This is a genomic window from Pontibacter liquoris, from assembly GCF_022758235.1.
GTDB lineage: Bacteria > Bacteroidota > Bacteroidia > Cytophagales > Hymenobacteraceae > Pontibacter > Pontibacter liquoris.
On sequence record NZ_JALEBG010000001.1, the window covers coordinates 1,468,714 to 1,488,871 of the forward strand.

At 53.5% G+C, this 20,158-nt stretch carries 11 protein-coding genes; 6 read left to right on the top strand and 5 right to left on the bottom strand.

Features of this window, described 5'->3' with window-relative positions:
- Positions 1–91 precede the first annotated feature (91 nt).
- Both LWL52_RS06060 and LWL52_RS06065 read left to right on the top strand, forming a co-directional pair.
- The gene (locus tag LWL52_RS06060) at positions 92–2,344 is read left to right on the top strand and encodes a monovalent cation:proton antiporter family protein (RefSeq protein WP_242917909.1); all 2,253 of its coding nucleotides are present in this window, start codon (positions 92–94) and stop codon (positions 2,342–2,344) included.
- A gap of 199 nt (positions 2,345–2,543) precedes the next feature.
- Positions 2,544–3,839, top strand: coding sequence for a hemolysin family protein (locus tag LWL52_RS06065; RefSeq protein WP_242917911.1), 1,296 nt, complete (start codon positions 2,544–2,546; stop codon positions 3,837–3,839).
- A gap of 71 nt (positions 3,840–3,910) precedes the next feature.
- Here LWL52_RS06065 and LWL52_RS06070 read toward each other — a convergent pair whose 3' ends face one another.
- Complete coding sequence (locus LWL52_RS06070; protein WP_242917913.1) at positions 3,911–6,577, bottom strand: cation-translocating P-type ATPase; 2,667 nt, start codon at positions 6,575–6,577, stop codon at positions 3,911–3,913.
- Between the two features lie 374 nt (positions 6,578–6,951).
- Between LWL52_RS06070 and ygiD the strand changes: the two genes are divergently transcribed.
- Together ygiD and LWL52_RS06080 are read left to right on the top strand one after the other, a co-directional pair.
- Positions 6,952–7,785: a 4,5-DOPA-extradiol-dioxygenase gene (gene ygiD, locus LWL52_RS06075; protein WP_242920663.1), complete on the top strand. Its 834-nt coding sequence runs from the start codon at positions 6,952–6,954 to the stop codon at positions 7,783–7,785.
- A 252-nt stretch (positions 7,786–8,037) separates the two neighbouring features.
- Positions 8,038–9,504: an alanine/glycine:cation symporter family protein gene (locus tag LWL52_RS06080; protein ID WP_242917915.1), complete on the top strand. Its 1,467-nt coding sequence runs from the start codon at positions 8,038–8,040 to the stop codon at positions 9,502–9,504.
- Positions 9,505–9,653: 149 nt separating this feature from the next.
- Here the strand turns inward: LWL52_RS06080 and LWL52_RS06085 are convergent, their stop codons facing one another.
- Complete coding sequence (locus LWL52_RS06085; RefSeq protein ID WP_242917917.1) at positions 9,654–12,080, bottom strand: outer membrane beta-barrel family protein; 2,427 nt, start codon at positions 12,078–12,080, stop codon at positions 9,654–9,656.
- A 351-nt stretch (positions 12,081–12,431) separates the two neighbouring features.
- On the bottom strand, positions 12,432–13,670 hold the full coding sequence (locus LWL52_RS06090) for an MFS transporter (protein ID WP_242917920.1): 1,239 nt from the start codon (positions 13,668–13,670) through the stop codon (positions 12,432–12,434).
- Positions 13,671–14,092: 422 nt separating this feature from the next.
- On the opposite strand from LWL52_RS06090, the gene LWL52_RS06095 reads away from it, so the two are divergent.
- Complete coding sequence (locus LWL52_RS06095) at positions 14,093–15,685, top strand: amidase family protein (RefSeq protein WP_242917922.1); 1,593 nt, start codon at positions 14,093–14,095, stop codon at positions 15,683–15,685.
- Between the two features lie 198 nt (positions 15,686–15,883).
- On the opposite strand, the gene LWL52_RS06100 is transcribed toward LWL52_RS06095, so the two are convergent.
- Positions 15,884–16,831, bottom strand: coding sequence for an isoaspartyl peptidase/L-asparaginase family protein (locus LWL52_RS06100; protein ID WP_242917924.1), 948 nt, complete (start codon positions 16,829–16,831; stop codon positions 15,884–15,886).
- Between the two features lie 218 nt (positions 16,832–17,049).
- Here LWL52_RS06100 and LWL52_RS06105 point away from each other — a divergent pair, with 218 nt between their 5' ends.
- Complete coding sequence (locus tag LWL52_RS06105) at positions 17,050–19,245, top strand: M3 family metallopeptidase (RefSeq protein WP_242917926.1); 2,196 nt, start codon at positions 17,050–17,052, stop codon at positions 19,243–19,245.
- Between the two features lie 55 nt (positions 19,246–19,300).
- On the opposite strand, the gene xth is transcribed toward LWL52_RS06105, so the two are convergent.
- On the bottom strand, positions 19,301–20,083 hold the full coding sequence (gene xth, locus LWL52_RS06110) for an exodeoxyribonuclease III (RefSeq protein WP_242917928.1): 783 nt from the start codon (positions 20,081–20,083) through the stop codon (positions 19,301–19,303).
- Positions 20,084–20,158: the final 75 nt, after the last annotated feature.

A 20,158-nucleotide genomic window follows, 5' to 3' on the forward strand; every position in this document is an offset into this window, starting at 1 on the left:
GGCCATTCCGTTTAAAGCGCAAAAATAGCTTGTTCAACACGTCGGGTACGTGCGTTATACTTGTTTGAACAAGGCCAAATTTTAATACTACATGACTCATTTACCGCATTTAATAACTGATCTGGGATTGATACTGGGGGCAGCCGGTGTCACCACCCTGCTCTTTAAAAAGCTGAAGCAGCCGCTGGTACTGGGCTATATCATTGCCGGGCTGTTGGTCGGCCCGAATGTGGCGCTCTTCCCCACGATCTTCGAGATCGAAAGCATTACCATCTGGGCCGAAATTGGCGTAATTTTCCTGCTCTTCAGCCTGGGGCTGGAGTTCAGCTTTAAGAAGCTGGTAAAAGTAGGAGGTGCCTCCTCGGTGATGGCCTTTACCGAAGTGGTGGTGATGTTGCTGCTGGGCTATTTGACAGGCAAGCTACTGGGTTGGTCCACCATGGATAGTGTGTTCCTGGGCGGTATACTGTCCATTTCGTCTACCACCATCATTATCCGGGCATTTGAGGAATTGGGTGTCAAGTCGCAGCGGTTTGCAGGGCTCGTGTTTGGCGTTTTAATCGTGGAGGACTTGGTCGCCATCCTGCTGCTGGTGTTGCTCTCCACGCTGGCTGTGAGCCAGCAGTTTGCAGGCTCCGAAATGCTGACCGAAGTCTTAAAACTGGCTTTCTTCCTGATGGTCTGGTTTCTGGCAGGTATTTTCCTGATCCCTACTTTTCTGCGGAAAGCGGGCAAGCTGATGAACGATGAAACCCTGCTGATCGTGTCGCTGGCCCTGTGCCTGCTGATGGTAATGCTGGCGGCACGGGTAGGCTTTTCGCCGGCACTGGGCGCCTTTATTATGGGTTCCATTCTGGCAGAAACAACCAAGGCCGAGAAGATCGAGCACCTGATCTCCTCCGTAAAAGATCTGTTTGGTGCCATCTTTTTTGTGTCAGTGGGCATGCTCATCAACCCGGCTATGATCCTGACCTATGCCGGCCCCATTGCCGTGATCACGCTGGTAACGCTGGTGGGGAAGTTCGTCAGCATTTCCGGCGGCGGCCTGATCTCGGGGCAGGGGCTTAAAACTTCCATTCAGTCGGGTATGAGCGTTTCTCAGATCGGGGAGTTTTCCTTCATCATTGCCACGCTGGGGCTTACCCTGAAAGTGACAAGCGATTTCCTTTACCCGGTGGCGGTGGCGGTTTCTGCCATTACCACATTTACCACCCCCTACATGATCCGGTACTCAGAGCCCTTCTACAGAAAGGTAGAAGGACTGCTGCCTGCCCGGTGGAAAGCCGGACTGGATGAGTATAGCTCGGGCACGCAAACGGTAAGCGTCACCAGCGATTGGCAGCAGGTACTAAAGTCATATGCCATGGACCTGGCCATGTTCACCGCTATCAGTGCGGCCATTATCGTGCTGGCCGCCAAATACCTGCACCCCGTTATTGCTGCCAATGTGGTAGAGGGTACCGCCGGCGACATTATCACCACGGTCCTGACGATGGTTGTTCTGGCCCCGTTCCTGTGGGCGCTGGCCGTACGCCATGCCAAGGGAGAGGCCCCTGCCCGCCTGTGGGCAAACCACAATTACCGCAGCCTGATCATTGTCATGAAATTTGCCCGCATCGGGGTGGCCATCCTGCTGATCGGCTTGCTGCTGATCCAGTTCTTTAGCGTGCAGGTCACGATCCTGGTTTCGCTGGCTATCCTCGCGCTGCTGTTCATCTTCACTAAAAGAATACAGCAATTTTATACCCGTATCGAGAACCGGTTTATGAACAACCTGAATGCCCGCGAGATCAGCGAGGCAGCCCGGATGCACCATAGCCTGGTGCCCTGGAACGTGCACCTGACCAGCTTAGACGTGTTGCCGGAAGCAGCCGTGGTTGGCAAAAGCTTACTTGAACTGCAGGTTCGGGAGAAGTATGGCGTCAATATCGCCCTGATAGAACGGGGAGAGCGGACCATTATGCCACCTACCAGCCATGAGCGGATCTTTCCGGGCGACAAGCTCTACGTGTTTGGCGCTGACGAACAGATCCAGACCTTCCGGGATTTTATAGAGGCGACCATGCTACCTGAAACCGATGGGGAAGGTGGCAAAGAAGAGGTAAGTCTACAAAAGCTCCTGGTGAAAAATGACTCCGTGCTGCTGCACAACTCCATCCGGGAGTCCGGTGTGCGGGAGAAGACCAAGGGCCTGATCGTGGGCATAGAACGGAACGGGGAAAGGCTCCTTAACCCTGATTCGCACTTTGTTTTTGAAGAAGGGGATATTGTCTGGATCGTGGGAAGCCCGTGGCGCATCAAAGGCCTGGAAGTTGCCCGGCAGGAAAGCAGCAGCGTTAGCTGAAACTGCAGCCCGGTTAATTTCGCTATTTAACTCGCAGTCTTTAGAGTTAAAGGCAAGTATACGTAAGCCTGCATAAGCTTTCTGGTAGCAGTGCACGTGCGGCCCAACAATTCATGGGAACAAACTACACGCCACAACTGCCCGCCCCAAGTATAACAAGAAAGGATGTGCCAATGCCTGCTAACCCAGTGTTTAGACGATGGAAATATTCATTTTGCTGCTTCTGACGATGTTGAACGGGTTCTTTGCCCTTTCCGAACTCTCCATCATATCTGTTAACAAGAACCGGATGGCGCAGCGGGCCAAACAGGGAAGCCGGAAGGCACAGACCGTCCTATACCTGCTCGAATCACCGGAGGATTTCCTTTCCGCCATACAGGTCGGTATCACCCTTATCGGAATCATTTCAGGAGCTTATGGCGGGGCAGCCCTGTCGGATGATGTGAGCGGCCTGTTGGCAAATACCCCCTTTCTGGCACCTTATGCCGACACGCTTTCCATTATTTTGGTCATCGGTTTGATCACGTATTTCTCTATTGTGATCGGGGAACTGATTCCCAAAACCATTGCCTTGGGTAATGCAGACAACATCGCCCTGGCCGTGGCGCCCGTCATCAAAGGATTTACCCTCCTGACCATGCCTTTGGTCAAGTTACTGGCTGGCTCTACCAATCTGGTTATCAAAGTGCTGGGTGTGCGTGAAGCAACGGAGGAGAAACTATCGGAAGAGGAGCTGCGGCAGATTATCAAGACGGCGGGCAAGCAAGGTGTTTTGGCGAAAGAGGAAATCCAACTGCACCAGAACATCTTCACCTACGCAGAGCAAAAGGCAAAGAACCTGCGCACCCACCGCAAAGAAGTGGAATTTATCGACATCAACCAACCTATCGAAGCCATCAAAGCAGCAATACAGCGCAGCGAACATTCCAAATTTCCTGCTTCGGATGGTCCTTTGGATAATCTTGTTGGAATACTTACGGCCAAGGATTTTTATGAATACCTGCTCGATAGCAAAGGGGCGCCGCTTACAGGTATACTGCAAAAACCTACCTACATTCCGGAGACCATGCTGGCAAGCGCCGTGCTGAACATCTTTAAAAAGGAAAAACAATATATCGGCATTGTCATTGATGAGTATGGCACTATCGAAGGGATTATTACCCTGCACGATATTCTGGAAGCCATTGTGGGCGAGCTGCCCGCCCTTAATGAAGAAGGGGAGCCAGCGTTTATCCGGCGCGGCAATGACTCGTATCTGGTAAGCGGCGCTATGGAAGTGGGGCAGCTGAACCGGGAACTGAAAGAGGAGTTCATCCGGCGTGATCCGGACAATTTCTCCACGCTGGCTGGCTTCATAGCCCTTGCGCTGGGCAGGTTTCCTGCCACCGGCGATAAGTTTGAGCACAACGGGTTTGAAGTGGAAATTGTGGACATGGACGGATTCAAAGTTGACAAGGTGCTCCTGGAACGCATTAACAAAGCGGAGAAATCCTGAGGGAAACCTATCATCTTCATCACCTTCGTGGCAAGGCGCAAAAGGGAGGCCCATCACCAGTGTCACTGAAATTATAATGCTTCTGCCGTTTTGCTGCGGGCACGCAGCACGATTTTGATCACTTCGTTTAACAGCAGGGGCACAATCCCTAAGAAAATCACCATCGCCCAACCTTCCAGGTCCAGCATCCGCAACTTAAAAGCGTGCTGCATAAATGGCACCACCACCAGTAACAGTTGCAGCAACAGCCCCAGGGCAAGGGCCCCAAGCAAGTATAAATTAGAGAAAAGCCCCAGCTGGAAGATGGATTTTGTCGGGTGCCGCATGGCCAGCGAGAAGTATAACTGGCAGGCTACAAGCGTCATGAAGGCCATGGTGCGGGCGTTTTCTACGATGTTAGTGGGCACCGCTTTGTCGAAGGGGCTGAAGCCATACTCAAAATAGCCGTACCAGAAAGCCACGATTGTCAGCGCCCCGATCAGGATGCCGCCGCTGATGGCGCGCCAGCCTGCCCCGCCGGCAAAAAAGCTTTCTTTCTGATTCCGGGGCTTCTCCTTCATCACATCGGGGTCGCCGGGGTCCATACCCAGCGCTACGGCCGGCAAGGTGTCGGTGAGCAGGTTGATCCACAATAACTGCGTGGCGATCAGCGGTGCTTCCCAGCCGGCGAGCAGCGTCACAAACATGGCAATTACCTCGCCCAGGTTACAGGTAAGCAGGAAAAGCACCGCTTTTTTGATGTTGTTGTAAATATTGCGGCCCTGCTCAATTGCCGAAACGATGGTGGCAAAGTTGTCATCGGTCAAAATCATGTCGGCTGCCCCTTTGGCTACGTCTGTGCCTGTAATGCCCATGGCTACACCGATGTCGGCCGCATGCAGCGAAGGCGCGTCGTTCACTCCGTCGCCCGTCATCGATACCACGTTGCCGTTCGCTTTCAGCCCCCGCACGATCTGTACTTTATGTTCCGGCGAAACCCGGGCAAACACCCGGTAGCCCGAAATACGGGTGTTAAATTCATCCTCCGTGAGCTCGTCCAGCTCCTGGCCCGTAATTGCCTGTTCCATACCTTGGGCTATACTTAGCTCGTGGGCAATGGCAAAGGCCGTGTTCTTGTGGTCGCCAGTGATCATGATGGTGGTGATGCCGGCTTGTTTTGCTTTTTCTACCGAAGGCTTCACTTCCGTTCTGGGCGGATCGATCATGCCGACCAGGCCTAAAAGGATGAGGTCCTTTTCCATTTCGGAAGTGGCAATAATGCTGTCTACGGGCCGGTAGGCGGCTCCCAGCGTGCGGAGCGCCTGGCGCGACATGCGTTCGGTGGCGTCAGAGAATTGCTGCCGGTGGGCGTCGGTGAGCGGCACTACCTGCCCATTTTCCAGTACATGGGTGGCGCGCATCACCAGGTTATCAATGGCCCCTTTGGTATAGACCGTATACGTGCCTTGCCCGACCACCAGCGTGGACATGAGCTTGCGGTCCGAATCGAAGGAGAATTCTCCGACCCGTTTGTTCTCCGCATGCAGCGCTTTGCGGTCCAGGCCCAACGCATCGCCCAAAAGCAGCAAGGCAATTTCGGTCGGGTCCCCGGTGGCTTTCTCGTTTTCGTAAGTGGCATCAGAGCACAGGATCATGGCTTGGGCCAGTAGCCGGGCAGCTTCAGTGGTGTTCTGGTGCCGGTGCTGCGCCACGGCGGCTTCCCCATCCAGGGTAAAGTAGCGGACAACGGCCATCTTGTTTTGCGTCAGGGTGCCGGTTTTATCAGAGCAGATGATCGTAACAGAGCCAAGGGTTTCCACGGCCGGTAATTGCCGGATAATGGCATTGCGGCGCGACATTTTGGTAACACCGATCGAGAGCACAATGGCTACAATGGCCGCAAGCCCTTCGGGGATGGAGGCGACCGCCAGGGAAACAGCCAGCAGGAACATGTCGGCCATGTTGCGGCCCTGCAGGTAGGCCACAAAAAAGATCAGCACACAAATGCCGATGGCCACAAGCCCCAGTATTTTTCCTAACTCATTCAGCCGGATCTCCAGGGGCGTTTTAGTTGTTTTTTCGGAGTCGATGATGTTAGCAATTTTTCCTACTTCCGTCTGCATGCCGGTGCCCACCACTACGCCCACGCCCCGGCCATAAGTCACCAACGTAGACAGAAAGGCCGAATTTTCGCGGTCGCCAAGCGGGGTCAGCGGATTGGCATGCACCGCCGCAGCATCTTTCACGGAAGGAACAGACTCGCCGGTGAGCGCCGATTCCTCGATCTGCAAGTTGGCCGATTCGATCAGGCGAAGGTCTGCGGCTACAAAGCGTCCGGCATCCAAAATCAGCAGGTCGCCGGGCACCAGCTCTTCCGAATTCACTTCTTTTACCATGCCCTCACGGCGCACGAGCGCCTTGGGAGTCGCAATTTTCTGGAGTGCATCAATGGCATTGCCGGCCTTCACTTCCTGCACCACGCCCAGCAGCGCATTCAGAAAGATAACGATCAGAATGATGAGGGCATCCACATACTCTCCCATGAACAGGGTGATCACCACGGCCACAAAAAGCACGTAGATCAGCCAGTCGCGGAGCTGTTCCACGAAGAGGCGGAAGATGCTCTTGCGCTTTTTGCCTGCCAGTTTGTTCGGGCCATAGGTGGTCAACCTTTCGGCTGCTTCCGCTTCCGAAAGCCCTAGGGCCGGGTCCACCTTATACTCGTGCAGGACCTCATCGATCGACTTTGAAAACCACATGCGGTAAAGTAGGAAATCTAAATGAAAATTGCGTTCCTTTCAGGCGCCCGTTCGAAAAGGAAGCCGCTGATTACTATGGCTGTATACTTATACTTGCATATGCTATGCAGCAGCCAACCAGATATGCAGAAAGTATAAACGGATCTGACATTATCCGTGGAATAGCCTTGGTTTCGACATCATTACGCTAAAGCAGGGCTGGACATTTCTTGATCTATATCAATGGAGCAAAGCCCCTTACCGGCGTACCTTTGTATCATAAGAATTTTCCGGCTTTGCTGCAATCAGCAGGTCGGCACAGGCTTAAAACCATAGATGCCTGAATTATGAACCGAAAGAATTTTATCAAGACGTTAGCAATAGGAGCAGCAGGTATGACCACCTTATCAGCATTCAATAAATTTACCACCGACCTGACAGAAGACGGGCACTTGATGCCGGTTCTGTTTATGGGACACGGCTCACCGATGAACGGCATCGAAGACAATGCCTTCAGCCAGAAATGGAGCACACTGGCCAAAGAGATCCCGACGCCCAAAGCCGTTTTGGTGGTGTCGGCCCACTGGCTAAGCAAAGGCACCCGGATCACGGCAATGGATTTCCCGAAAACGATCCATGATTTTGGCGGCTTTCCGAAAGAGCTGTTTGCAGTGCAGTATCCTGCACCTGGCAGCCCCGACCTGGCCAAAGAAACGGCCGCCCTGCTTAAATCTACGGCCGTAGAACTGGACCACGACTGGGGCCTGGACCACGGTGCCTGGACGGTGATCCGGCACATGTACCCGGAAGCCAACGTGCCGGTACTGCAGCTGAGCATCGATTATACCAAAGGGCCGCAGTACCATTACGATCTGGCTAAAGAGCTTTACAATTTGCGCAAAAAAGGCGTGCTTATCATCGGAAGTGGCAACATGGTGCACAACCTGCGCATGGTAGCCTGGGAGAAAATAAACGAGCCGGAATATGGCTACGACTGGGCCCATCAGATGAACACCACCTTTAAAGACCTGATCCGCAACGGGCACCACGATAAGCTCATCAAGTATGAGTCGCTGGGTAAAGATGCTTTGCTTTCCATCCCGACACCGGAGCACTACTGGCCTTTGCTTTATACCCTGGGCCTGAAAGGCAGCAAGGATGAGATCGCCTTTCTCAACGACAAAGTAGTTGGCGGCTCGCTTACCATGACTTCCGTTAAAATCGGGTAACGGCTTAAACGGGCTTGCTGCGGAAGTATCCCGCTCTAAAGTATGGGATTGCCCGGTAAGAGGTAATTGGCTATAAATCAAGTATAAATATAAGTTCCCTTGCCCGTTCCGATCTGCAAAAAAGCAGGACTTGTAAAAAGTGCCGGACGGGTAAAAAGGGAATTGGTAAAGTTTGCCTTACCTTTGCAGCCAGAAACCAGGAGCACAGCTGCCGATTTTAGTGATGAGGGATTCCTCCCGGTTCAACAGCAAATGGAAGACATACTAGCAGGATTAAACAATATCATCTGGAGCAATGCACTTATCCTGCTTTGCCTGGGTGCAGGCATTTACTTTTCAGTTGTTACCCGCTTTCTGCAGGTGCGCTATGTGCGGGAAATGCTTCGCTTGCTTTTTAAAGGCCATTCTTCCGAAAGAGGCGTGAGCTCCTTCCAGGCCTTTACTATTGCCATTGCCGGCCGGGTTGGGACCGGCAACATTGCCGGGGTGGCTACGGCCATTGCCATTGGTGGGCCGGGTGCCGTGTTCTGGATGTGGGTAATGGCGCTGCTGGGAAGTGCCACAGCGTTTATTGAAGCGACCCTGGGCCAGATCTACAAAGAAGTGCAGGACGGGCAGTACCGCGGCGGGCCGGCCTATTATATCGGGAAGGGGCTGGGGATGAAAACGTATGCAGCCATCTTTGCCGGAGTCACGGCGTTCAGTTCCGCTTTGTTTTTCCCGGGAGTGCAAAGCAACAGCATTGCCACCAGTATGGAGAATGCCTTTGCCGTGCCGCCTGTAATCTCCGGCATCGTCATTACGGTGCTGCTAGCCTTTATTATTTTTGGCGGGGTTAAACGCATTGGCAAAGCAGCCGAGATCATTGTGCCATTCATGGCTGGGGCATACATTCTGATGGCGATGATTATCATGGTCCTGAATTTTACCGAAATTCCAGCTATACTGGGCCTGATTGTCCGGTCGGCCTTTCACCTGGAGCCTGCCTTTGCCGGCATCTTTGGCCTGGCTGTTTCCTGGGGCGTGAAACGGGGGATCTATTCGAACGAAGCCGGTATGGGGTCGGCCCCGCACGCGGCGGCGGCGGCCGAAACAAGCCACCCGGTAAAACAGGGCCTGGTGCAGGCTTTTTCGGTATACGTAGATACCCTTTTCGTTTGCACGGCCACGGCTTTTATGATCCTGTTCACCGGGCAATACAACATCGAAAATCCGGCGGGCGGTTTCCTGGTAGAAAATCTGCCGGGGGCAGCCATCGGGCCTACCTATACGCAGGCAGCCGTGGATGTGCATTTTCCTGCTTTTGGGGCTGGATTTGTGGCCATTTCGCTTTTCTTTTTTGCCTTTACCACCATCATGGCCTATTACTACATCGGCGAAACGAACCTGAGCTATTTAACCACCCGGACAAATAAATGGCTCCTGGCCCTGCAGCGTATCCTGACCCTGGCAGCTACTTTTTATGGCGCCATCCGGGCAGCAGAAATCGTGTGGGGATTGGCTGATATTGGCGTGGGCATTATGGCCTGGCTAAACGTTATTGCCGTGTTCATTTTGCAGAAACCTGCTCTGAAAGCGCTTAAAGATTACCAGGCGCAACGCAAAGCCGGGCTGGACCCTGTTTTTGATCCCGAGAAACTGGGAATCAAAAATGCCGATGTATGGGAGAAGATCCCGCTGGTGGCCGAAGCCCCCGCAGACGAACTCCAGGCCAGGTAAGTATAAATATTGATATCTCTTAGGGGCAGCATTGTTCCTGTGGTTTAAGCCCCGGGAGCCTTACTAAGTATAAACATACATTAAAAGAGGCAGGCCTGCTTCGCTCATGTGCGAAGCAGGCCTGCCTCTTTTTGAAGCTGCTTAGCTGGTTATTTTCCGCCGGTGCGGTTTAGCTCTTCCAGGTTGGTGTTACGCTTGCGGGCTTCGAAGGCAGCGCCCCTGCTGAAGCGGTAGCGCAGGTTAAGGCGCACGCTTTGCTGGCCCTGGTACTGGTCAATGGCATTCACGTTGCCATTCAGTTCTGTCTGCACTTTCAGCACCTGGGTTTTAAAGATATCGTTCACGTTGAGCGACAAACTTAGCTTATCATTCAGGAAACTGCGCTTCAGGCCGGCATCCACCCACCACTGGTCCTGCACCTGGTAAATGCCGTACACCAACGGTCCCTGGTAATTAGCGTTCACTTCCAGGCGCATGCCATGCGGCAGCAGCACCGTGTGGCCGGTAGCGGCAATAACCGAGAACTGATCCAGCACCACGACGCTTCCCTGGGTCAGGGTGGTATACTGCTGGTACAAGCCGGTTACGTTGTTGCTGATCTCCCATTTATCAGAGACGTGGATGGGAGCTACCAGCGTGGCCGTGGCGGTTTGCAGGTTTTTCACATTTTGCTTTTGATACACGGTGGTATTGGTTTCAGCGTTTTGCGCCGGTACCTCGGCAATATAGTTTTTGGTATAAGCATAGCCCAGCACCAGGTTATACTTCTGTTTCAGGGTATGTGTCATCTCCACCGAGTTGATGTATTGTGGTTTCAGCAGCGGGTTACCCTGGGCAGAGGTATAGGGATCGAGGAAGAACAGAAACGGATTCAGGTGCCCATAATAGGGCCGGTTAATGCGGCGGCTATACTTGTAGCTGAGCTGGTAATCGTCGTTCACTTTCTGTTGCACAAACAGGGTCGGAAACAGGTCGAGGTAGCTGCGGTCGGTCTTTTCGTTTTTGGTCAGTGATTTGCCGCTCGATTCCGTCTGTTCGGCACGCAGGCCCGCCTGCAGGCTCCATTTAGCGCTGAGCGTGGCCGAGAGGCTGGCATAAGCTGCCACGATATTCTCGGTGTAAACAAAGTGGTTGCTGCGCCGGGCGTCCGGCACACTTACAGCGTCCTGCACTTCAAAAAAGCGCAGCTCGTTGTCTGAGCGTACATGACTTGCTTTGGCGCCCAGTTCCAGTTTTGTTTTGCTGCCCAGCTGTCTGGTAAAATCCAATTTGCCCGAGTAGATGTCGTAGTTGGTCGGGTTTTTGTTTCGCAGCTGTTCCACAGAGTCCGGCCTGCTGGTGTTCAGGTAAATGTAGCGGTTCCTGAACGAAGCCTCGTCGGTGTTGCTGATGTGCACGAAGTCCAGGTCCGCAGACAGCGTGGTGCCGGTCGTATCGAGTTTGCCCAGGTAATGGACGTTAAACGTGCCGTTGCCATACTTGCTGTCGCTTTGGTTCCGGGCGTCGATGAACAGGTTGTTTTCGTTCCGCAGAAAGGATTCGGTGTTAAAGGACATGCGTTCACGGTTGGCTGTTACGTTGGCCATCATGCCCACGCTGTGGCGCTTGTTCAGGTCGTAATCCGTGCCCAGGCGCAGCGATGGCTCCAGCAGGTCGCCTTCCTCGTAGCCATCCTGGTTAAAGAGCGTGGTGCCGCTTTCGTTCATAAATACGCGGTCCATTTTCATGTTGCGGTAATTCATGCGGCGGTTCAGGTTTATACTTCCGAAGGAATTCCAGTTACCGGCTTTATGGCTGATCTCAGCCCCGGAGGTAAACGTGCTCAGCCTGTTATACTGGTAGCCGCCGTAAACGCTGCCGTTCAGGCCGGAGGTCTGTGCTTTCTTCAGGTTGATGTTGATGATGCCCGAAGCGCCTTCTGCATCAAAACGGGCAGATGGGTTAGTGATGATCTCGAGGTCTTTCAGGTTCTCGGCCGACATGCTTTGCAGCAGATTCTGCAGTTCCTTACCCGAGAGGTAGGAGCGGCGGCCGTTCAGCATCACCTGTACGCCCCCTTTGCCGTTGAGCTGGATGTTGCCATCCTTATCTACCCACACGCCCGGCGATTTGGTGAGCACGTCGTAGGCTGTGCTGCCTTCGGCCATGGCCGTATTTTCCACGCTGACCACCATCTTATCAGGGGCAGTGGTAACCGTAGGGCGAAGCGTCTGTATCTGCACTTCTCTGAGCGTTTTCACATCGGCTTTCAGCTGCAGCGGGCCAAAGTCTTTGCTGAAGGCAACGCCTGTTACTTCAAAAACGGGTGTCAGCGTTTCGAGGTAGCCCAGGCCGTTAAGCTTTAGTTTATACTTGCCTACTGCCGGCGTTTTGATCTGAAACCGGCCTTCCAGGTCGGCAATGGCGCCGGTTACTACGTTGCCGGTAGCTGCATCCAGCACGGCCACATTGGCAAAGCCCACCGGCTCGCCACTTTCCGCTATGGCCTTTCCGCGCAGCATAACGTCGGATTGGGCCTGAACCAGTGTACTGCAGCAGACCAGCAGAAGTGCAAAGAGGAAGTACATTTTTTTCATAGAGGTATTTTGTATGGTGTTAGAAGTATAAATGATGCGTGCAAATATATTATAAGGTACTATGTATAGCAAGGTACTATTTAAATTTTCTTTCATCTTTTCGACGAACTCCCCTAAAACATCTTTGAACCGGTGCCGGCGGGCTGTTGCCAGCGAAAGCGACGTGCTGTTAGGAGAGGAGATGTCACCTGGAAGGATCAGGTTGCCTGGCAGCTGAAAAAATTTTTTACAGCAGTATAAAAGGGGAGGAGCAAGTATGGGTGATCGTATGCCCTGAATGCTACAACACCTGCCAGCCCCGAATGGGATTGGCAGGTGTTGCACTTGATTAATCAGGACTGTGGTTCAGCTTTATACTTCTGCAGTTACATACGCTGCAAAGGCTGGCCGGCGCATGCGCAGCTGCGTAAACAGGGCCGCACCAATGGTTAGCAGCCCGGCACATAGCACAACGGTATCCATCCCGAACAAGTCGCTGAAAAGCCCGGCTGCCACGGCACCGGCCACATAACCGAAATCGCGCCAGAACCTGAAAATGCCCATACTTTGTGAGCGCTGGCTGGGATGGGTGTTGTCGGCCACCAGGGTAAGAAAAGTAGGGTATACCATGGCGGTACCGATCCCCACCGCAGCCAGGGCCAGCAGCAGGGGCGTGTAGGAGGCGGCAAAGTAGAGCGCCACAATAGCGACGCCCTGCACCAGCATGCCCAGGCACAGCAACAGCTTGCGGGAAAAGGTATCGCCCAGCTTTCCTGTAAAAAGCTGCCCGATGCCCCACACTGCCGGGTAAACGCCCGCCAGGAAGCCGGTTTCCACCAAGGAGTAGCCTTTGGCAGCCAGCACCAGGGGCAATAAACCCCAGAGCACGCCATCATTGATCTTGGATACAAAGCCGTTTAACGTTACCGGCCCCAGGTTGCTATGCCGCCACGAAGTATAATGCCAGACGCTTGAGAGCAGAGGCACCCTACTCGTAGCTGCTTCTGCCTGCACGTGGGCCTGCGTGTCGCGCACTACCAGGAGCGTGAGCAGCACACCGGCCACCGAGAAGGCAATGCCCGGCAAAAAGGCATAAAGTACCTGGCCGGTTGAGGAGGCAATATAGCCCGCCAGAAAAGAAGCCAGCCCTACGGCCACGTAGCCCGAAAATTCGTTGATGCCCATGGCCAATCCGCGATTCTTTTCGCCCACAAGGTCCAGCGTCATCACAATGCTGGTACTCCAGCACAAGCCCTGGTTTATACCCAGCAGCAGGTTAGCTGCAATCACCAACCACCAACTGGAAGCATAGAACAGGAGCCAGGGAACAGGCAGTGCAAAAAGCCAGCCGGCCAGCAGCAACTGCCTGCGCGTGAAATGCACCGAAAGTTGCCCCATCACCAGGTTGGCCACCGATTTTGCCAGCCCAAAGGCAACGATAAAAGAAAGGATGGCTGTGTGGCCGTTCATACCGAAAACAGTTTCGGCGAAGGTGGGGATCACCGCCCGTTCCAGCCCAACCATTGCCCCTACAAACGCGGTCATCACCATCAACAGCCAGAACTGCCCGGCATTCTCCTTCAACCCCGCCTGCGTGTGTAATTTTGTCATCTTGTACTCTTTGATTTTACTTGTTTATACTTGCTTGCTTATACTTGCGCAAAGATACGGCAAGGGGATAGAAGTACGGGGAATTAAAGTATAAACCTGCTGCCTGTTGTACCTGATCAGTTGCAGAATTTTAAGCGGGAAGGTGTAAGCGAAGAAACCGGGAGAAGCGAAACGTTAAAGGTATATTTTGCAACGGCAAGTACCTGTGTGGGGGTGATTTCTGAAGTCTTGCGCTGCTGATCCTGAATTTTAGGCAAAGAAGCATCTTACAGGTGTAGCTGCCGTTTAAAGTTTAATTTTGATATTGTGCAAGCGCAACATAAAATGCTGTAGCTGGTGCCGGCAGCACGGGCTGTCTTGCCAGCTAACTGCTCAATTCAAAACATTTATGTTCACGATCTGATCCGTTTACCTGACCGCCTATGCAACGCACGTTTACAACTGTTTTATACTTGCTCATTTCGCTGCTGCTGTTCAACAGCTGCAAACAAAAAGCTTCCTCCACGGCCTCAGGTAGCGGGGCGTTAAAGCTGGAAGAAGCCACCATCGCCGATGTGCAGCAGGCATTAAAGAACGGCACCTGTAGCTGCGAACAGCTGGTAACTGCTTACCTGCAACGCATCCAAAAGTATGATCAGCCTACCCGGCTCAATGCCATTGTGGTGACCAACCCCGAAGCGATCAGCACGGCCCGCGCCCTCGACCAGGAGTATAAGCAAACCGGAAAGCTCCGCAGGCTGCATTGTGTGCCCCTGATCGTGAAGGATAACTATAACACAGCCGGCCTGCAAACCACGGCTGGCTCGCTGGCCCTGAAAGGTTTTGCCCCCAAAGAAGATGCTTACCAGGTAGAAGTGTTGAAAAAAGCCGGCGCAGTCGTGCTGGCCAAATCAAATATGGCCGAGTGGGCCTTCAGCCCGATGGTCAGCATCAGCTCCATTGCCGGTGAAACGCTGAATCCCTACAACCTGGCCCATGTACCGGCCGGCTCCAGCGGTGGCACCGCCGCTGCCGTGGCAGCCAACATGGGGCTTGTGGGACTTGGCTCCGATACGGGCAACTCCATTCGCGGCCCTTCTTCGCATAATGCGCTGGTCGGTTTCCGAACCACCATGGGCCTGACCAGCCGCCACGGGATTGTGCCGCTCTACCTGCGCAACGATGTGGGCGGCCCAATGGCGCGTACCGTTACAGATGCCACCAAAATACTGGAAGTAACCGCCGGCTACGACCCGGCGGACCCCCTGACAAAGTATGGGCAAGGCAAAGTGCTCCAAAACTACAGCCAGTACCTGGACAAGAACGGACTGAAAGGCGCCCGCATCGGGGTGCTCCGAACGCTGAGCAACAAAGACCCTGATCCGCAGGTAAAGGCCTTGTTCGAACAGGCCCTGGCGGACCTGAAGAAGTTAGGGGCTGTGATCGTGGACTCTGTGGTGATAGCCGATTTTGATACGTTACGCAAAGACCAGTGGTGCGATGTTTTCCAGGAGGATATCAACGCCTACCTGGCCGCTATGGGACCTAATGTGCCGGTAAAGAATCTGCAGGAAATTGTGGCCTCTGGCAAGTATGCACCCTACATTGAAGAGAACCTGAAGTACTTCCTGACCCATCAGGATAATCAGCATAACCCTGCCCATACTTGCTCCGACGCATTTACCGACCCCCGGCGCATTGCCTTCCGCAAGGCCGTGGAGCAGGCCATGGACCGCCGGCAGCTGGGCGCCATCATCTACCCGACCTGGAACAACCCGCCCGCCCGGGTAGGCGACTTTGAAGGCTACAAAGGCGATAACAGCCAGATCATTGCCCCGCATACCGGCCAGCCAGCTTTTACCGTACCTATGGGCTATACCTACGATAACCTGCCTGCCGGCCTTCAGTTCCTGGGCCGCATGTTCGATGAGCCAACGCTGATCAGGTATACGTATGCCTATGAGCAGGGCACCAAGCACCGAAAGCCCCCGGTAAAATTTACAGACGGCGAAACAGTAGGCGGGAAGCGTAAATAAAGCAATCATGCAAAAGCATCGGAATCACCTTCAAGTATAGGGCCGGATTTCTGGTTTGCTTTTGGACTATAATTAAAGGAGCGCTCTTGTTGGATAACTAAGAAAAGAGAAGGGACTCAGCCAATCGCTCGAGTCCCTTCTCTTTTTAGGTAGTATAGCCCATCCGTGCTTCTATAAGTATAAAAGCTGATCGGTTTTTTACTTCTTGAGGTAAATCGCGATGCCCTGCTGTCTGGCGCTTGTTTTCCAGCCGCGGTGCATGCGCTCGCTGTTAAAAACCAGGGCGATATTCCCCTGCGGGTCCACGCCGATCACACCTACATCGCCCTCTTCGGCTTTTACACGTTCCAGCACAACGGTTTCACAGGCTTGCTGCAGCGTCATTCCTTTGTATTCCATCAGCGCTGATATGTCGTAGGCAATGATATTTTTCATCAACAGCTCCCCGTCACCAGTACCTGAAATAGCGCAGGTTTTGTTATTGGCATAGCAGCCAACCCCCACAATGCAGCTGTCGCCAATGCGGCCTATTTTCTTGTTTTCGATGCCACCTGTCGAGGTCGCGGCCGCTACCATCCCTTCCCGGTCAAGGGCCACAGCCCCAACGGTGCCATGCATGCGGGCATTGAGCTCATCTAAACCAATCCGGTCGCTGCTGGTAAATTCCTCTTCCCGTTTTTTAGAGAACAGGTCAAACTGGTGTTCGGTGATAAAATAGGAGGCAGGCTCCATGCGGATATCGATCTTTTTGGCGTATTCCAACGCGCCCATATCGCCCAGAAAACGGTACTTGGTATTCAGCATCACGGCTTTTGCCAGCGAGATCGGGTTTCGGATATTGCGGACCAGCGCCACAGCCCCCGACGACTGATCGCTGCCGCGCATAATGGCTGCATCCATTTCCACTTCGCCATTCGCGTTCAGCGCGGAGCCCCGGCCGGCATTAAATAGCGGGTTGTCTTCCAGTTTTTTCACCGCGGCATCTACCGCATCTACTGCTGTTCCGCCTTCTTCCAGTACCAGGTAGCCGGCATCCACGGCATCCTGTAAGCCTTTTTCATATGCTTTTTTATTTTCATGGATATGATCCGAGTCAGGACCTGCACCACCGTGTACCACAATGGCAATCGAGTTTTTCTTCGCCATAAAGTTTCTTTTCAGTATTCTGAGGTTGATTAAAAGTGGGAGCTCCCCAGTAGTACGTTAATCCCTTTTATGTGTTAAACCATCACTTTTAACAGAACAGCGAACAGACTGGCACCCGGACGGGCAAACAGCAACGGCCTCTCGACATTATTTAGTAACTTGTGGTTTGATCAGGACAAATGATCAATTCCGACTATTTCAATTACAAAGAAAATCAGATGAAAAATAACATATTAGCGACGGGCAGGAAATCAGGGTTATTTGTTTTTCTGGCGCTGGCAAGCTGCACAACCACGCATACCACCGAGCAATCGCAACAAACACAAGCCGCCATGGAGCAGAAAAAAGAGGAAACCAATCCGCTGTTAGTTAAATGGAGCGGTCCTTACGGTGGTGTGCCGGCTTTTGACAAGATGAACCTGGCGGACCTAAAGCCTGCCGTGGAAAGGGGTATGGCCCTGCAGCTGGCCGAGATTGAGGCGATTGCAGCAAACCCAGCGCCGGCTACCTTCGAGAACACCATCGAGGCGATGGAAAAAGCCGGCAAGGAACTGAACAGCGCCCTGACATACTATGGCATCTGGAGCTCGAACATGTCTACGCCAGAGTTCCGGGCTGTGCAGGCAGCGCTCGCTCCTGAGCTGTCGGATTTCAGATCGAAGATCTCGCAAAATGCAAAGCTATTCCAGCGTATCAAGACCGTGTATGAGAACGCTCAGAAAACCCCGTTGCCGGCCGACCAGCAGCGCGTGGTGCAACTGGTGTATGAAGATTTTGCCATGGAAGGCGCCAACCTGGATGCCGCAGCCAAAGCACGCTATGCTGCCATCAACAAAGAGCTCTCGTCATTGTATACCACCTTCTCTAATAACATACTGGCCGACGAAGAGAAGTATATAACCTACCTGACCAAAGACCAGCTGAGCGGTTTGCCTGAGTCGTTTATCAAAGCAGCTGCCAAAGCTGCTACTGACAATGGCCAGTCCGGCAAGTATGCCGTAACTAATACACGCTCGTCCATGGACCAGTTCCTGACCTACTCCGATGAGCGGGCGCTGCGGGAGAAAGTATGGAACACGTACTATTCCCGCGCCGACAATGGCGATGAGTATGACAATAACGCTAATATTGCCAAGATCCTGCAGCTGCGCGATGAGCGCGTGGCCCTGTTAGGGTATGATAACTATGCCGAGTGGCGCCTGCAAAACCGCATGGCCAAAACACCCGAACGCGCCATGGATCTGATGAATGCCGTATGGCCAGCCGCCCTGGCCCGGGTGAAAGAGGAAGTAGCCGACATGCAGAAAGTAGCCAACGCTACGAGCAAAACCAAAATCACCATTGCCCCTTGGGATTACCGCTATTATGCCGAAAAGGTGCGCAAGCAGAAGTATGACCTCAACTCGGATGAGGTGAAGCAATACTTGCAGCTCGACAATCTGACGCAGGCGTTGTTCTTTACAGCCGGTGAGCTGTTCAACTATAAGTTTACGCCCGTGCCGGAAGGATCGGTGCCTGTATTCCAGGAGGATGTGAAAGTATGGGAAGTAACGGATAAAACCACCGGCGAGCACATTGGCCTGTGGTACCTGGACCCTTACGCGCGGCAGGGCAAACGCTCCGGTGCCTGGGCAACCACCTACCGCAGCCATACGACCTTTAATGGCAAAGAAACTGTGCTGGCCTCCAACAACTCTAACTTTGTGAAGCCTGCGCCCGGCGAGCCCCTGCTGGTTTCGTGGGACGATGCTACTACGTTTTTCCATGAGTTCGGCCACGCGCTGCATTTCTTCTCCTCAAACGTAAAATATCCGACGCTCAACAGCGGCGTGCGCGATTATACCGAGTTTCATTCGCAGTTGCTGGAGCGCTGGCTGTCTACCGACAAGGTAATCAACCAGTTCCTGAAGCACAATAAAACAGGTGCGGTGATGCCGGCCTCGCTGGTAGCCAAGATCAAGAAGGCCGCTACTTTTAACCAGGGGTTTGAAACCACCGAGTTCCTGGCCTCTGCGCTGATGGATATGAAGTATCATACCGTAGACCCGACAGGCATTGACCCGGACAAGTTTGAACGCGAGACGCTGGCTGCCTTGAACATGCCGAAAGAAATTGTGATGCGCCACCGTTCACCGCATTTCGGGCATGTGTTCTCCGGCGAGGGCTATGCTACAGGGTATTATGGCTATTTGTGGGCCGATGTATTAACGTCTGACGCAGCGGAAGCGTTTGAAGAGGCGCCAGGCGGGTTTTACGACAAAGACGTAGCTGCTAAACTGGTGAAGTACTTGTTTGCTCCACGTAACTCCATGGATCCTGCGGAAGCATACCGTTTGTTCCGTGGCCGCGATGCGAAAATAGATGCCCTGATGCGCGACCGTGGTTTCCCGGTGCCGGCGCAGAAAGCAAAGTAGTGGACGCTTTTAGCGTGTACACAAAAAGGGCTGCCAACGGGCAGCTCTTTTTGTTTTATACCTTTTCGTCTGCCACTTCAATCCAGACCGGAGCATGGTCACTTGACTTGTCCCACCCCCGGACATCGCGGTTTACACCAGCGGCAACCAGGCGGCTTTCCAGGTGCGGGCTGAGCAGGAAATGATCGATGCGTAAGCCGGCGTTGCGTCCGTAGGAGTTGCGGAAATAATCCCAGAAAGTATAGATGTGCTCATCCGGGTGAAGTTTGCGGAGGGCATCCGTCCAGCCTTGTGCCAGCAGGTTTTGGAAAGCCGCCCGTGACTCGGGCCGGAACAGGGCATCGTCGAGCCAGCGCTCCGGCTTGTAGGCATCGGCTTCGGTCGGGATCACGTTGTAGTCCCCGGTCAAAACCACCGGCGCATCCGAGGCGAGCAGGCCGGCCGCATGCGCTATCAGCCGATCAAACCAGCGGAGCTTGTAATCAAACTTCGGGCCGGGAGCGGGGTTGCCGTTGGGCAGGTATATACAGCCGATGTGAATGCCGTTGACCCTCGCCTCAAGGTAGCGGCTCTGCTCATCTTCCGGATCACCTGGTAAACCTTGCCGTACCAATTCTGGTTGCGTATTACGAGCAAGTATGGCTACGCCGTTCCAGCTTTTCTGGCCTTGCCACACCGCCTGATAACCGGCATCCTTCAGGGCTTCTTCTGGAAAGTTTTCCTGGGGAGCCTTTAACTCCTGCAGGCAAACCACATCCGGGGTTGTTTCCTGAAGCCAGCGGAGGAGCACTGGCAGGCGTGCTTTGATCCCATTCACGTTATAGGTCGCTATTTTCATGTCATCCTGTTTATACTTGCTGCAGCTGTGGGCATCCGTTTCGCAGTAGCCCCACACCAACACGCAAAACGATCA